The sequence below is a fragment of the Pseudomonas sp. Colony2 genome, from assembly GCF_019382755.1.
Taxonomy (GTDB): Bacteria; Pseudomonadota; Gammaproteobacteria; order Pseudomonadales; family Pseudomonadaceae; genus Aquipseudomonas.
This window is the reverse complement of sequence record NZ_CP080030.1, coordinates 3,971,328-3,986,435: the sequence shown is the minus strand read 5'-3', so window position 1 is coordinate 3,986,435 and position 15,108 is coordinate 3,971,328. Positions and strand designations below refer to the sequence as shown.

Here is a 15,108-nt window from a genome sequence, read left to right as displayed (position 1 = left end):
TATCGACCCGCTCGCAACCGCGCGGCCGCCTGAATGTCTTTTTTTGGCGCATTGCTGCTTCATGACGGAGCACGGCTGGAGGCGATCCATCGGTGGGTTTTCTGTCAATCTCACGTATTCATTGGCTTGCAGCTGATTGGCCCAGGGATTGCTAAAAGAAATCCAAACTTGGATACAAGATGGAATCCTCAATGCGCAACGAACAACTCGGCTGGACCCTGGGTGAATGGCAAGCTGCCTACCGCAGCCAGGCGCTGACTCCCGACATCCTGTTGACCCTGGCGAGCACGTTTCCCGCCGAGGACAACGCCTGGATCAGCCAGGTGCAACCGCAGCAATTGCGTGACCAGTTGGCGCAGTTGGCCGAGCGGCTTGCGGCGGTCAATGGCGATATCGACCAGTTGCCGTTGTATGGCGTGCCGTTTGCCATCAAGGACAACATCGATGCGGCGGGTTGGGAAACCACGGCGGCGTGTCCTGAGTTTGCCTATACCGCCGCGGCGGATGCCTCGGTGGTGGCGCGGTTGCGGGCGGCCGGGGCGATCCTGATGGGCAAGACCAACCTCGATCAGTTCGCCACCGGCCTGGTGGGTACACGCTCGCCCTACGGCGCGGTGAGCAACAGTTTTAACCCGGACTATGTCAGCGGCGGTTCCAGCTCGGGTTCGGCCTCGGTGGTTGCCCGCGGGCTGGTGGCGTTTTCCCTGGGCACCGACACCGCCGGTTCCGGGCGGGTGCCGGCGGGCTTCAACAATATTGTCGGGTTGAAGCCGACCAAGGGGCGCTTGTCCAACACCGGACTGGTGCCGGCCTGTCGTACCGTGGACTGTATTTCGGTGTTTGCGCTGACGGTTGAAGATGCCGAGACGGTTGCGGGCCTCGCTGCTGCTTACGACGCCAGCGACGCCTATTCACGCGTCAATCCCAACAATGCTCCCGTAGCGGTCGGCGCCACAATCAAGCTGGCGGTTCCGGCCAGCCTGGAGTTTTTTGGCGACGCGCAGAACCAGGCCGTATTTGAACAGGCACTGCTCAGGTTCCAGTCCCTCGGCGCCGAAATCACGGCGGTGGATTTCAGCCCGTTTCAGCAACTCGCCGAGCAGCTCTATTACGGCTCCTGGGTTGCGGAGCGCACGGTGGCACTGGAAGGCATGCTCGCCAGCAACGCCGAAGCGATCAACCCGGTGGTGCGTGGCATTGTGGAAAACGGCCACACGTACAGCGCCTGCGATGCCTATAAAGCCGAATACCTGCGCGCCGAACTGAGCCGCCGCATCAACGACACCCTGGCCGGTTTCGACGCCTTGCTGGTGCCGACATCGCCGACGATCCGCACCCTGGCGGAAATGGCCGTGGAGCCGGTGCTCTACAACTCGCAGTTTGGCTTCTACACCAACTTCACCAACCTGGCCGACCTCTCGGCACTGGCCGTGCCCGCCGGGCTGCGCAGCGACGGCCTGCCGTGCGGCGTCACCCTTATCGCACCGGCCTGGCACGACGCCGCCCTGGCGCATCTGGGCAAGCGTTGGCAGGCCGGCCTTGATCTTCCGCTGGGCGCTACCCAACGCAATCTGCCGCAACCGGCACCGGCGGGACAGGCGGCCGGCAGCGTGCGGGTGGCGGTGGTTGGGGCGCATCTCACCGGGATGCCGCTGAACTTCCAGCTGACCAGCCGCAACGCCGTGCTGGTGGAGCAAACCCTGACAGCGAGCAACTACCGCCTGCATGCACTGCCGGGCACGGTTCCGCCCAAGCCGGGGCTGGCCAGGGATGACTCGGGCCGCTCGATCATCGTCGAGCTGTGGGACATGCCTGTCGCCCGCTTTGGTGAGTTCGTCGCCGAGATTCCCGCGCCGCTGGGCATCGGCAACCTCACCCTGGCGGACGGGCGCAGCGTGAAGGGTTTTATCTGCGAGCCCTGGGCCCTGGCAGGCGCCACCGACATCACCGAATTCGGCGGCTGGCGCGCGTACATGGCGAGCAGGAACTAGGCATGCAGCTCTCAACCACGAGAAAACCCGGCGAACGGCCGGACAGCCTGGCGGAACGGGTCTACCAGCAGTTGAAGGACGACATTTTTGGCTTTCGCCTGCTGCCGGGTGATCGCTTCAGTGAAGGTGACGTGGCCGAGCGCATGCAGGTCAGCCGCACGCCGGTGCGCCAGGCGCTGTATCGGCTGGAGCGGGAAGGGTACCTGGAGGTGTTTTTCAGGAGTGGCTGGCAGGTGCGGCCGTTCGACTTCAACTATTTCGAAGAGCTTTACGACGTAAGAATCGTGCTGGAGTTGGCCGCCGTCAGCCGCTTGTGTGGCATGGCGGAGCAGGGGCTTGAACGGCTTGAAGCGATCTGGCGGGTGGACGAAAGTGCGCGTCTGGATGACGCACAGGTCGTCTGCGCGCTGGATGAGGAGTTCCACTGCGGGTTGGTGCAGGCCACGGGCAACGCTGAAATGGCGCGCATGCATTACGAGATAACCGAGAAAATCCGCATCATTCGGCGGCTGGATTTCACTCAGCAATCACGTATCGCAGCGACCTATGAGGAACATGCAAGCATCCTCGATGCGATCTCGGCACGGCACCGCGATCTGGCGCAGCAACTGCTCAAGACTCACATCGAGGTGAGCAAGCAGGAGGTGCGCAAGATCACGTTGCATCGGTTGGCGGTGGCGAGAGGATAAGCCCTCGTATCGACGAGTCAGCCCGCCCCCTGTGGCGAGGGAGCTTGCTCCCGCTGGGGTGCGAAGCGCCCCCAAAACCGGTCACCCCATTTTACCTGGCGAAAACGCGGTGCCTGAATTGGGGCTGCTGCGCAGCCCAGCGGGAGGAAGCGCCCTCGCCACGGGTCATTGCCGCACGCCTAATACTTGCTGCAACCGATTTGTCACCGTCTCACTCGCCCCCAACATCGGCGCCCGCAACTCACTGCCGATCAAACCCTCCATCGCCAGCGCGGCCTTCACCGGCGCCGGATTGGGCTCCACGAACATCGTGTGAATCAACGGCAGCAGCCCGAAAAACGTCTCGCGAGCCGCCAGCAACCGGTTGTCGCGAACCTGTCGATGCAGCGCCACAAAATCCGCGGTACGCACATGCGCCGACGCGGCAATCGCGCCGGTCGCTCCCAGGCACAGCGCGTTGAATATCTGCACATCCTCGCCACACAACACATCCACATTCCCGCTGGCCAGCAGCGCCAGGGTATTGGCCAGGTTGCCGCCACAATCCTTGATCGCGACGATCCGTTCATGGGCGACGATGTTCAGCAGCGTCGCCTGTTCGAAGGCAATGCCGGTGCGATAGGGGATGTCATACAGAATGATCGGCACACTGGACGCATCGGCCACGGTGCGGAAGAACGCCTCAAGGCCCGCCTGGGACGGGCGGATGTAGCTCGGCGGCGGTACCAGCAAACCGGCCACCGCGCGTTGCTGGATTTCACTCTGGAACTGCAGCAGCTCAATCTGGTTATACCCCGCCAGGCCCATCACCACCTGCTGCGGCGGTACCAGTTCCAGTACGGCATCCAGCATCGCCAACTGCTCACGGCGGCTCAGTGCTGCGGCTTCGCCGGTGGTGGTACAGACCATGATCCCGGCCACGCCTTGTTCCAGCAGATGGCAGACCAGGCGGCGCAAGCCGATGAAGTCGATAACGCCGTTATGAAACGGTGTAACGACGGGAACCCAGATACCTTGAAACGATGACATGCGCTTTCTCCTGATGGTTGACCGATTTCGTCACCGTCAGAAGGGCAGAGGGAAGTAAGCAAGAGGAGGGGGCCTTCGCGCTCAATGTCCTGTCAGCTCATCTGACGGGACAGCGCGCCCCGGTCACATGAGCGACTGTTTCTTCGATTTGAGGGCGTGCGCAACGCAACCTTGCGCCTTGGCAATCAAGCCAATGACGGAAAAGTTGAAGGTCGTTGCAGACATTGAGGACACACCCTGAAGAAGGCGCTTATCTTTATGGATTATTACAGGGTGTGTCAACTCACGGCGATCAGTCGCGGTTCAACCAGTGGCGCACGAAACGCACCTGCTCTGCCGACAGTTCTGCGTCTTCCGGCGCGCCCATGAAACCGCCGTGGGGCATTGCTTCAAAGATGTGCAGTTCCACCGGTACCTCGGCCTGGCGCAGCGCCCGGTGCAGGCGTACGGCGTTGGACAGGAACAGGTCGCGGGTGCCGCTTTGCACGAACGTCGGCGGGAAGCCTGGTGCGAAATCCCCGAACAGCGGCGACAGGTACGGGTGAGACAAATCCGCGCCAGCGGCGTACAGCAGGTTGGTGCTCATCAGCGGGTTGGGCAACACCACGTCGACGGTGCGGTTGACCTGGAAGCTGTCGCCCGATTCGGTCAGGTCCACTTCGGGTGACAGCAATACCAGCGCGGCCGGCAGCGGCAAGCCTTCGTCGCGGGCGCGCAGCACCATGGCAGCGGCGAGGTTGCCTCCGGCCGAGCGTCCGCCGATCACGATCTTGTCCGGGGTGTGGTGCTTCAGCACATGCCGGTAGGTGGCCATACAGTCATCGAGTGCCGCCGGGTACGGATGGTCAGGCGGCATGCGGTAGTCCACGCCGTAGCAGGTCAGGTTGTGCAGGTCGGCGTGCTTGCCGGCGGCGAGGCGGGCGTTTTCGCCGCCGCCGAACACCAGGGCGCCGCCGTGCAGGTCGATATAGGCGAACTCGGCCCCGTATGCCGGCGTCGCCCGGTACACGGTGGCGTCTTCCACGGTGAATGTCTCAACGTGGTCTGCCGTCTGTCCCGCCTGGGACGCCGCGTACTGTTGGGCAACTGCGGCCTGCATGCGGCGCCAGCCAGCGTGGTCATCGGGTGCGGGCAGGGTGTACAGGCTGTTCAGCGGCACGCCATCGGCGTTCACCATGCGTTGCAGCATCGCCTGGGCATCGGGGCTGATGGACCGCGGAACCGGGATGATTCGCGGGTCGATCCTTACACCATTACTCATTCTCTGCACCGTTTGGGTTCATGTCAGGACGCGAACGCATTCTTGTCGGTAGCGGTACTACACTGCAAGTCCGAACCTCCACGCTGGAGAACACTCATGCTCAGCAAAAACACGGTGTGCCTTTGGTACGACGGCAGTGCACTGGACGCTGCCAACTTCTACGCCAGGACCTTCCCGGACAGCGCAGTGACCGCGGTCCATCACGCCCCCGGGGATTATCCGGCGGGCAAACAGGGCGATGTGTTGACCGTGGAATTCACCGTCATGGGTATTCCTTGCCTGGGGCTGAACGGCGGCTCCGGCGTGCAGCACAACGAGGCGTTTTCGTTCCAGGTGGCCACCGACGACCAGGCGGAAACCGACCGCTTGTGGCACGCGATTGTCAGCCATGGCGGCCAGGAAAACGTCTGCGGCTGGTGCCAGGATAAATGGGGGGTGAGATGGCAGATTACCCCGCGTGTACTGAGCGCGGCGATCACCCATCCCGACCCGGCAGCGGCCAAGCGGGCGTTTGACGCGATGATGGGGATGACCAGGATTGATATAGCGGGGATTGAGGCGGCGCTCAAAGGTTGATGCAACGATTGAGTCAATCGGCGCCCACCGCCGTCCGGTCCACCAGACGAATACGGTTGCGTCCACCGCGCTTGCATTCATACAGCGCCGCGTCGCCTTGCTCGATCAAGGCCGCGAGGCTGGCGGGCGGCGTGTCGAACAGGCTGGCGCCGATGCTCAATGTCACCGCTTCGGGCGTGGCGAACGCCTGCGAGGCAGCCTGATGAAACTGTTCGCGCAGGGCGCTGCCCAGCGCGACAATGCGCGCGTTCGAGGTGTCATTAAGCAGGATCACGAACTCGTCGCCACCCAACCGCGCCGCCAGCGAATCATCGGGCAACTGCGCGCGAATCATCTCGCTCAGGGCCACCAGCAGCCGGTCGCCCGCGGTATGGCCGTACAGGTCGTTGATCAGCTTGAAATTGTCGATGTCGATCAACAGCAGGGCACCCGGCCGGGCCTGCGAGACTTCGTTCAGCAGACTCGGTGCCCGCATTTCAAGGGCGCGGCGGTTATACAGCGCGGTCAACGGGTCGCGGGCGGCCAACCGTGCAATCTGTTCCTCACGGCGGTAGCGCTCGGTGCCGGTCATCGACAATGCAATCAGCATGATCGCCATGGCGCCTTCCACCAGCGACACCTGAATGATCTCGCCACGAAACGCTGTCAGGTCGATCAGTGTCCCCGGCACGATCGCCACCAGCGACTTGGCCAGATAGAACAGCCCGTGGGCCAGCAGCACATAGCGCAGTTGCACCGCGCCCACGCTGAGTGATCGGCCATGGGGGCGCAACAGGAAACTGGCCCGCAGGGTCGGCAGGGCAACCAGCAGCGAGTTGGCCAGCAGCATGGCCCTGGACCACGACTGTCCTTCCGGCAACAGCAGCATGGCAAACCAGGCCACGAACATCAGGTACCAGGCGCGAGACAGGCGCACCTGGGTGAAACGCGCAACGCCCAGCAGGAACAGCCAGTGTGCGGTGATCAGCAGCCCGTTGGCGAACCAGATGCCGATCAACAGCAAGCCGCTGGCCCGCAACAGCGCCAGGGTGCTGCCCACGCTGATGATGGCGAAACCGGCAGTCCAGTACAGCAGCGATGGCTCGCGGACATTGCGCCACTCGACGGCCAGATACAGCGCGGCGGCGCCTGCCAGTGCGATGGTGAGGACCAGTATGGTGATGGGGTCGAGCGCCATGGGCGAACTGGCCTGCCTGAGTTGCGGTGAGACGGCGATTGTAAGCGTTTTCGCCGGTTTTTCGCAGTGCTCAGGCCCTGCGCGCCATCAGCAATACCGTCGCGGCGGCCGACAACAACCCCGCACAGCAGCGGTTGAAAATCCGCTTGCCCCGAGGCTGCGCGAACCAGCGGCGCATATGCAAACCCATATAGGCGTAGGCGCTGATGGCGAACCATTCCAGCGCCAGGAACATCGCTCCCAGCAGGGCAAATTGCGGCGTGATCGGACGTGCCGGGTCGACGAATTGCGGCAGGAAGGCGGTAAAAATCAGGATTGCCTTGGGATTGCCGGCGGCCACCAGGAACTCCTGTCGCGCCAAGGCCCACAAGCCCGCCTTGGGCGCCGTCGACTCAGCCTCCGCGTGCGGATTGGACCGCCACAGTTGATACGCCAGATAAAATAGATACGCCGCCCCCAGGATCTTGATCCCGTAGAACAACAACTCCGAGGTTTGCAGCACCACCGCCAGCCCGGCGGACGCGAGGGCGATCATCCCGGCAAAGGCCAGCAGTCGCCCGACGCCTGCCAGGCACGAAGTGCGGTAGCCGTAGCGGGTGGAGTTGCTCACGGACAGCAGGTTGTTCGGGCCTGGCGCCATGTTCAGGGCGAAGCAGGCCGGGAGGAAGAGGGTGAGGGTGGCGAGGTCCATGGGGGGCTCCGGCGGGCGCTGGCAGGTAAGGCCACGAGGATAAGGGATGTGAGGCGGTTGAACAATTTGCGCTAATGGGTAGAACCGATGGCGCTCTGGCCATGTCTGTGAGTCGTGGGTAAATAGATCGGTCACCATGACGCTCATTCGTTAATATGCCCGGCATGCCAATCGGGTAAAGGAAGTTGGCGTGAAGCACGAAGCGCTTTTCCCGGGAATTAAAAATAGAGTAGGCAGGGAATGGAATATCCTTCATTTGAAAACAAATCAAAGAAAAGAACCTTGTTGTTGGTGGTGTGTCTGTTATTTGGAGCATGGATTGCTTATACGCTCTGGGCCGGTCGCATTGTAATGCGAACGGTTTTAATGCCATCGATTCCCGAGTGGACGACCTATATAGTCATTGGTTGTCTGGTTGGACTCTTTTTTGCTGCAAGGGCCACCTACTATCGTCCGGCTGTAAGAAACCCGAACCGTGTTGGAGAATCTTTTTTTGGTGGTTTTTGCCTGGGTCTGATTTTGTCCTTGCACAGTTATGACGTCGTTACGTACCTGTTGCCCGGCGACATTGTTCAGTATGCGTCACCTTACGAGCTGGTGACTCCGGGGCCCTACGTTGGAAAGTTCAGTCGTTGTGAGGCGGGCCTGCGGATTAAGGATTTAAAGACTGAGCGCTGGGTTGCGCTTTGTACCACTCAGTCGGAATTCAACGATCAAAGAAAGACAGGCATGAATGCAGTGTGGGTGACTGCTCATTCAAACGAGATAGGTTCTTATATCGAGGCGTATGAATTTATTTATAAATAAATCATGTCGTCGTTGTACCAGCCTTCGTTCATAAGCCAATGACTCATTGTTGGCCGGGAGGGGAATGTTTCGGTTTGCCATCAGCAACTTGTGTCTTGCCACAAACTTGCTGCGTTGCATTCGGCAGTATTGCGCCCCCTTGAAAGCCTCAGATGAACAGATCCGCCCCTTGCCTTCAAAGCGACGCATAGACAAGGGATGAAAGTCGGCGGGGGCGTGGATCAATCATCGAATGGCTGCCCGAAGTCGTGGTGACAAAACCGAAGCTCACTTGTTTTTCGGGATCAGCGAAACTGATCGGGCCACCAAGCCCGATATGGCCAAAGGTGTTCGGGCCCATTGCATGGGAAGCCGTCGGGTCGCGTTGCTGCTCGAGCATGCAACCCAATCCATAACGCATGGGGCGCATCCATACTCGATCCATGCCATGACTGTGCTCACGGCTGAATTCAGTAAGCAGCTCGGGACCGATAAAGTTTCCTGCCATCAATGCACTGTAGAAACCGGCCAGGCCGTGAGCCGAACCGTGTCCACACACGGCGGGTTGCCGGTAGGCCCACCAGCGAGGGTCACTGGTTCGTCTGGGCACCATTCCGGGGTTGGTGAAGGCGAGCGTCGCGATATGCGACGGCTCGTTTTTCACCACGGTTCGCAACGCCTGCGAGTAAGGGTCACCGACTCGTCCCGTGGCACTGTCGAAACGCGCGATACGGTGAAAGTGTTCTTCGTTCACGCCAAGGTGCACGTCCAACTCATGGGGATCGAGAATCTCTTCGTGGATAAACACACAGGGATCTCGTCCGTCCACCCGGCGAATCAACTCGCCGAGGATCCAGCCAAACGTGGTGGTGCCGTAGCCCAGGTCTGTTCCCGGTTCCCACCACAGCGGCTCGGCCTCCAGCAGTCGCAGCATGTGCTCCCAGTCATACATCATGGGGTTATGGTCGGGCCCCCGCAGCGCCGGCAGGCCTGCGGTATGGTTCATCACCTGGCGCAGGGTGACCTTTGCTTTCCCGCTCCGGGCGAACTCGGGCCAGTAACGGGCCACGGGTGCATCCAGCTCCAGCTTGCCCGCCTCAACCAACATCAGGACGGCCACCGCGACATAGGGTTTTATTACGCAGAAGGTATTGGCCAGCGTATCGCGGGTCCAGGGTTTCGTCCCCGCCTGGTCTGCCATGCCGGCCCACAGGTCGACAACGATCTCTGCGCCTACCTGCACGCACAGGCCGGCCCCACGTTCCTGCGGATCATCGAACATGTCCTCGAAGGCCTGCTTGACCGCTTCAAACTGCTTCGCACATATCCCTTGCGCTTTCATACCTCAACGTCCTCGTATTTGAAGTGCGGCCCTTGATACTTGCCGAACACCGATAATGGTTGTGGAGGAATTCACCCACGAGACCGAGTTTGGGAGTGCTCCATGGAAAAGCGATTGGCTCGTTTGTAGGTGCCGAAGTCATTGAACCTGACACCGGCCTGGGCCATGACTTTATGAGCATAAGGTGCCGTCATCTGACGCAGATAAAACGGGTCTCTCACCACGAAGTGATGGATGCTGTGAGTGCTGCCAAAGTTAAAACAGAACAACTGGAACGGCCACAGCCACCAAGGGTTCATCACCTGGGTTTGTTGTAATGCGTTACGCGGGGCAACATCGCCGTAATAGTGCATATTTGAACTTATAAAGAACAGGCAGAACTGCCGTATCATATTGGGCGCTATAAGAATAACTACTGCACTATTTACGATATCCATTAGTTCCAGCGTCGTAGCAGCGCTGTGAACCTCCATCCCGGTAATTGACCCAAGCCAGACATACAGGTGGTAGCCGAGGAACACATACCAGCACCCCCAATACAGAAGCCCGAATGGTGTATTGAGCCGAATGATCTTGCCTAACAATTTTACCTTTTGCCGCCATCCCGGGGCAAACACCGCATTTAGAAAACCAAATACAAAGCCGTCCACCAGTTTCAGTAATCGCAGTATTCCCCAAGGACTGCCGCTCGTGGTGATCCAGGCTTCAACATCAGAATCAGTTCCGGACTCCTTATGGTGATGAAAGTGCAGACTGCGTCTTAGCCACGGGCTGGGCATACCCGGGCGTGCCAGCCAGCAGAAGAGCATCATGGCATTATGGGCCAGCGGCTGTTTTCTAAAATAAAGGCGATGAATCAGGTCATGTTCGATTTCATGAATGAACGAAGTCAGCAGCGCATTGACCAGAATACACATCCATGCGGGGATAAAACCCTTTAGATAGAGCCCTCCCGTAATGACCATCCCTATCAGGGAAAACGCCATGACACTCGCGCCCAGAGCATCCTGGTGCTGCAGGATCGGATAACGCTTTCGCAGGTAGTTCCCATGATCGGTAATACTGCGGGTTACCTTATCAATCTTTTCCTGATCGGTAGTTGGGCGATCAATTTCGATGGCGCCTTCCAAGACATTCATCCATTCATCCTCTGATTGCATCGAGAAACTAACAGCCGCGTCAAGCCGGTCATGTCAATTATTTGAGCTGTAAAACAGTAGATACTCGTATGGGTTGCTTGAATTGCACGGGGCATTCAAGGAATACGAAATCGACTTTTTTGCGAAAAGCTTGTTAGAATTCCATGCTTCAAAATGATAAGACAAGTTCAACTCTTTGCAACTGTGTATTTTGGGTGGGTTCAATGTTACAAGTGCGGTGTAAGGAATTGATAATTTAGTTACAGTTTGTACAAGTATAAAATAACGCTGTACAAGTATTGCCAAGGAGGCACCATGAGATTGCATCGCATCAAATATTTCCGGCGCGCTCTACAAGAGCCCGAGATCGCCGTAGAGAAAATAACAAGCGATGATGTATTTGATGCCGTGTTTTGCGATGAGCCGGCAGACAATGCTGCGAATCCTGCAGGCCTGGAAAGGCTACTCCGCCACCTGCAGCGCGGGGATACCGTGGTGGTGGACAGCATGGCAGCGCTCACCTCCAGCACGGACCAGTTGTGCACCATCATTCGCCGGTTGATTGAAAAGCAGGTCACGTTGGAGTGTTTGAACGAAAACCTGGTTTTCCGGCATGACTGTCTTGAAGTCGTGGAGTCGATCATTGCGGTAATGGAGCTGATTGCAGAGTTCGAGCGCGCTGCGATGAGGGAAAGACAGGCGGCGGGAATTGCCAGTGCAAAGAATCGTGGGACTTATAGAGGTCGCAAGAAAAAGCTGTCTGACAATCAGGTTGTAAACTTAATTGACCGGGCCACTGCAGGAGAAAGTAGATCCAAATTGGCGCGTGATTTTGAAATCAGTCGGCAGACGCTCTATCGGTACTTGAGATCCAGATAGGGGCTTCTTCAGGTCGCACGAGGGAGCGGCTGCCAACAAGATCCTACAGTTGAAAAAACCTGTAGGACGGCATGGCCCGAAAGTGGTGGAAGTCTTGCCATCAATGATTTCTTCGCTGGCAAGACGACCTACTATCGCGGCCAACGCTCCTGCTCCCTCTATTCAAGGCAGCCTTCAGATGCTGCGGGCAAGCGCTCGAGGAACTCGGCGATCTGCTGGCCACCGCGCAAGTGCACCACGGGCACCGACGGGCCTGCCGCCAACCGCACCGCCTCGATACCTGGCCGGTGGCCGCGATCAAACGTCCACACGTACTTCAGGAATGTCAGGAACTCCCGGTCGAGTTTCTCGGTACAGCCGGCGGGAATATCCGGGCGCGGGCGGTTCAGCGCACTGCGCAGGATCACCCGGGTAAAGCAGGTGAGCCGTGGCGTGTCGAGCCAGATGATCAAATCGGCACGGGGCAGGCGCAGGTCGAACGTGCGCCGCGCATAGTTGCCTTCACACACCCAGCCATCGGCGGCAACGGCGTCGCGCACGCGGGTACGGAACTGCTCGGCGTCGGGCTCGACCCAGCCGGGTGACCAGAACAGGGTGTCCAGGTGCACCACGGGCAGGCCCAGGCGTTGTCCGAGGGCGCGGGCGAGGGTGGATTTTCCGCTGCCCGCATTACCGAGAATCACGATGCGTTGCATGAAGGGACGTCCTGTCGCGGGAAAGCCCACAATTGTGCAGGTTTTACATGACCGACAAAAGCCATATGAGGTAGGTTGGGCGCCCCGGAATGGACCCTCTCGACCAAGGAAGCGCCTGTCAATGCCAAATGCCTTTTGCCAAATCAGCGAACGCCTGGACAACCGCCGGTTTATCGTCGCGGGCAACACCCATGGTGTGTCCGGTACAGGCACCGTGTTTCATTACCACGTCGATGAAAACGCCATCTGGGGCACCTACCAGGGCGGCCGGATTCGCATGGGCAATCAAGTCGGGCGCGCCACAGGCCCCGATACCATCGAGTTGCTGTACCAGTGCCTGACCACCGAGGGCGAGATTCTTGCCGGCTGGTCTCGGGGCACGGTAGGCGTGGATGACGCCGGGCGTACCACCCTGGCCTTCGTCTGGGGCTGGTTGTCGGGCGCGACGGGAGGCGGGGAGTCGAGCTACGTCGAACTCGTTGCCGAGTAGTCATGGGATTTCGCGCCTACTGGAACCGCTCAACCAGGTAGTCGACAAAGCACCGGACCCGCGCCGGCGTGTGGGTACCGCCCAGGAACACGGCATGGATCTCTTCGCCATCGCCGGGATTGAATGCCTCCAGCAGCGGCACCAGCCGACCCGCCTGAATGGCGTCCGCCACGGTCTCGGCGCAGACCCGCGCGATGCCGATGCCCTCGGCCGCCAATTGGCCCTGGGTGTCACCGTTATTGGTTTCGACATGGCCCTTGATCGTCAGTGAATAGTCGTGGCCATCCTTGCGAAACGGCCAGGTGGGCGCCGCACGCTTGAAGTTGAAACCGATGCAGTCGTGATCCAGCAGGTCTTCCGGCACCTGCGGCGTGCCGCGTCGTGCCAGATAGCTCGGCGCAGCAATGATGACCTTGTGGGTGGCGCCCAGCCGGCGGGACGTCAGGCTGCTGTCGGGCAGCGGGCCCAATCGCACTGCGACGTCGGCTTGCCCGGCGGCGATGTCGACCACGGTGTCGGTCAGGTTGATGTCCACCAGGATGTCCGGGTAACGCTGAATGAACTCGCCCAACAACGGGATCACGAAGGTCCTGCCATACAGCAGCGAACTGCTGACACGCAGGCGCCCGCGGGGTGAACTCTGGTCGGTAATCTGCTGTTCGGTTTCCCGCAGGTCCGTGAGGATCCGCCGGGCGCACGACAGATAGGCGGCGCCCTCCGGGGTCACGGTCAGTGAGCGCGTGGTTCGCAGCAACAGGCGTACGCCCAGCCGGGCCTCCATGCGGTCCAGCACCCGCGCGATGGAGGAGGGCGCAAGGTTCAAGCGACGCGCGGCCGCCGAGAAACTCGCGGTCTCGGCCACGAGGGTAAAGATTTCCAGTTCGTCCGTTATGTCCACGGGAAACTCACTTGTGCGTTTTTCGCAAAGGCCTTGAGCGGCGCAATGGGGTTCACATCGGTTTTTGTCGGGTTCAGTATTGCGTAAAGCAATGTAATACGGAAACTCACCAGGAGAATCCCATGATCTTGCCCTACACCATCAATATCCCCGACGAACGCCTCGTGGCCATCCGCGACAAAGTCGCCGCCTACGATTGGACCCAGCTTCCCGATTTGGGAGGGTGGAAGTCGGGCGTAGGCGTGCGCGACCTTCAGCGCCTGGTCGCTTACTGGCTGGAATCCTATGATTGGCGCCGGGTCGAAAAACACCTCAACCAATTGCCCAACTTCATCACCGAGATTGAGGGCGAGCACCTGCACTTCGTCCATGTGCGGGGCGACGGTTCCAGGCCGCCGATCCTGCTGCTCCATGGCTGGCCAGGTTCGTACCTGGAATTCGAGGCGCTGCTGGAACCGCTGGCGGCTGACGGACACGATGTGATCGTGCCGTCGCTTCCGGGGTTTGCATTCTCCAGGCCGATCACCGGAGTGATTGGCCCACGTCGGGCGGCCGAACTCATGCATGGGCTGATGGCCCGGCTGTTCGGGCCAACCCGCTTCATCGTTCAGGGCGGTGACTGGGGTTCGGGCATCGCCGGTTGGATGGCCCATGATCGGCCCGAAGCCTTACTGGGGATTCACCTGAACATGGCCGACCTGCTGGCCCAGGGCACCGTTGCGACCACGCCGGAGGAGGAGGCTTTCATCGCCCGGCGTGACGTGCTGATCGACTGGGAAACCGGCTACAACCACCAGCAGGAAACCCGCCCGCAGACCCTGGGTGTCGCGCTGGCCGACAGCCCGGTGGGGGCCGCGGGATGGATCCTCGAAAAAATCGGCACATGGGCCGATCTGCCCACTGCCGCCCATGGCAGTCCGGATCTCTGGGGCACCTTTACCGAGGAGCAACTGCTGACCAACATCATGTTGTATCTCGCACCGTCTTCCATGGTCACCGCGACATGGATGTATCACGGCAAGCGCCTTGAGGGATCGTCAAAATTCCCGGCCGGCACCCGCATCCAGGTGCCGACCGGATTTGCCGCCTTTCGTGACCCGGTGTTCGTGCCGCCGCCGCGCTCATTTGCCGAAAAGACCTTCAACGTCGTGCACTGGAGCGAGATGCCCGCCGGCGGTCACTTCGCGGCCTGGGAGCAGCCGGCGTTGATGCTGGCGGACCTGCGCGCCTTTATCGCTACGGTCTCGGCTTGATCATCAAATCCAGGTTTTGCACGGCGGCACCTGCGGCGCCCTTGCCGAGGTTGTCGAACACCGCCGCCAGCAGGACCTGGCCCGTCTCGTGGTTTTCACGCACGATCAAACGCACATCGTCCGTGCCGTTCAGCGCTTGAGGGTCGAGGTAGGTCAACTCCCTCGCAGCCTGCATCGACAGCACCTGTACGTGACGGGTGTCGCGGTAGTGC

15 protein-coding genes and 1 pseudogene are annotated in these 15,108 nt (G+C 60.2%); 7 read left to right on the top strand and 9 right to left on the bottom strand.

Annotated features, from left to right (window positions below; translation table 11 throughout):
- Nucleotides 1-191 precede the first annotated feature (191 nt).
- The gene (gene atzF / locus JV201_RS15685) at nucleotides 192-1,991 is read left to right on the top strand and encodes an allophanate hydrolase (protein ID WP_219405690.1); all 1,800 of its coding nucleotides are present in this window, start codon (nucleotides 192-194) and stop codon (nucleotides 1,989-1,991) included.
- 2 nt (nucleotides 1,992-1,993) lie between these two features.
- Entirely contained in the window at nucleotides 1,994-2,680 is a 687-nt protein-coding gene (locus JV201_RS15680; protein WP_219405689.1) for a GntR family transcriptional regulator, read from the top strand.
- 165 nt (nucleotides 2,681-2,845) lie between these two features.
- On the opposite strand, the gene dapA is transcribed toward JV201_RS15680, so the two are convergent.
- Entirely contained in the window at nucleotides 2,846-3,709 is an 864-nt protein-coding gene (gene dapA / locus JV201_RS15675) for a 4-hydroxy-tetrahydrodipicolinate synthase (protein WP_219405688.1), read from the bottom strand.
- A gap of 292 nt (nucleotides 3,710-4,001) precedes the next feature.
- Nucleotides 4,002-4,970, bottom strand: coding sequence for an alpha/beta hydrolase (locus JV201_RS15670; RefSeq protein ID WP_219405687.1), 969 nt, complete (start codon nucleotides 4,968-4,970; stop codon nucleotides 4,002-4,004).
- A 96-nt stretch (nucleotides 4,971-5,066) separates the two neighbouring features.
- On the opposite strand from JV201_RS15670, the gene JV201_RS15665 reads away from it, so the two are divergent.
- Entirely contained in the window at nucleotides 5,067-5,546 is a 480-nt protein-coding gene (locus JV201_RS15665) for a VOC family protein (RefSeq protein ID WP_087695027.1), read from the top strand.
- A gap of 13 nt (nucleotides 5,547-5,559) precedes the next feature.
- On the opposite strand, the gene JV201_RS15660 is transcribed toward JV201_RS15665, so the two are convergent.
- Entirely contained in the window at nucleotides 5,560-6,723 is a 1,164-nt protein-coding gene (locus JV201_RS15660) for a GGDEF domain-containing protein (protein ID WP_219405686.1), read from the bottom strand.
- A gap of 70 nt (nucleotides 6,724-6,793) precedes the next feature.
- Nucleotides 6,794-7,414, bottom strand: a complete 621-nt coding sequence (locus JV201_RS15655) for a LysE family translocator (protein ID WP_177009454.1) — start codon at nucleotides 7,412-7,414, stop codon at nucleotides 6,794-6,796.
- A 240-nt stretch (nucleotides 7,415-7,654) separates the two neighbouring features.
- Between JV201_RS15655 and JV201_RS15650 the strand changes: the two genes are divergently transcribed.
- Nucleotides 7,655-8,221 carry a hypothetical protein gene (locus tag JV201_RS15650; RefSeq protein WP_003215135.1) on the top strand — a complete coding sequence of 189 codons (567 nt, stop codon included), beginning with the start codon at nucleotides 7,655-7,657 and terminating at the stop codon, nucleotides 8,219-8,221.
- A gap of 175 nt (nucleotides 8,222-8,396) precedes the next feature.
- Here JV201_RS15650 and JV201_RS15645 read toward each other — a convergent pair whose 3' ends face one another.
- Both JV201_RS15645 and JV201_RS15640 read right to left on the bottom strand, forming a co-directional pair.
- Nucleotides 8,397-9,542, bottom strand: a complete 1,146-nt coding sequence (locus JV201_RS15645) for a serine hydrolase domain-containing protein (RefSeq protein WP_134326743.1) — start codon at nucleotides 9,540-9,542, stop codon at nucleotides 8,397-8,399.
- A gap of 71 nt (nucleotides 9,543-9,613) precedes the next feature.
- Nucleotides 9,614-10,681, bottom strand: coding sequence for a fatty acid desaturase (locus JV201_RS15640; RefSeq protein WP_177022601.1), 1,068 nt, complete (start codon nucleotides 10,679-10,681; stop codon nucleotides 9,614-9,616).
- A gap of 315 nt (nucleotides 10,682-10,996) precedes the next feature.
- Here JV201_RS15640 and JV201_RS15635 point away from each other — a divergent pair, with 315 nt between their 5' ends.
- Nucleotides 10,997-11,560: a recombinase family protein gene (locus tag JV201_RS15635; RefSeq protein ID WP_219405685.1), complete on the top strand. Its 564-nt coding sequence runs from the start codon at nucleotides 10,997-10,999 to the stop codon at nucleotides 11,558-11,560.
- Nucleotides 11,561-11,718: 158 nt separating this feature from the next.
- On the opposite strand, the gene JV201_RS15630 is transcribed toward JV201_RS15635, so the two are convergent.
- The gene (locus JV201_RS15630) at nucleotides 11,719-12,255 is read right to left on the bottom strand and encodes an ATPase AAA (protein WP_008436317.1); all 537 of its coding nucleotides are present in this window, start codon (nucleotides 12,253-12,255) and stop codon (nucleotides 11,719-11,721) included.
- 121 nt (nucleotides 12,256-12,376) lie between these two features.
- Here JV201_RS15630 and JV201_RS15625 point away from each other — a divergent pair, with 121 nt between their 5' ends.
- Complete coding sequence (locus JV201_RS15625; RefSeq protein ID WP_219405684.1) at nucleotides 12,377-12,745, top strand: hypothetical protein; 369 nt, start codon at nucleotides 12,377-12,379, stop codon at nucleotides 12,743-12,745.
- Nucleotides 12,746-12,761: 16 nt separating this feature from the next.
- On the opposite strand, the gene JV201_RS15620 is transcribed toward JV201_RS15625, so the two are convergent.
- Nucleotides 12,762-13,643, bottom strand: coding sequence for a LysR family transcriptional regulator (locus tag JV201_RS15620; protein ID WP_003215146.1), 882 nt, complete (start codon nucleotides 13,641-13,643; stop codon nucleotides 12,762-12,764).
- A gap of 122 nt (nucleotides 13,644-13,765) precedes the next feature.
- Here JV201_RS15620 and JV201_RS15615 point away from each other — a divergent pair, with 122 nt between their 5' ends.
- Nucleotides 13,766-14,896 (top strand): epoxide hydrolase family protein, encoded by a 1,131-nt coding sequence (locus tag JV201_RS15615; protein ID WP_219405683.1) that lies wholly within the window; start codon nucleotides 13,766-13,768, stop codon nucleotides 14,894-14,896.
- On the opposite strand, the pseudogene JV201_RS29770 reads toward JV201_RS15615, so the two are convergent.
- Nucleotides 14,880-15,108, bottom strand: a pseudogene (locus JV201_RS29770) (N-acetyl-gamma-glutamyl-phosphate reductase); the annotation flags it as partial. The gene JV201_RS15615 and the pseudogene JV201_RS29770 sit on opposite strands and share 17 nt — an antisense overlap.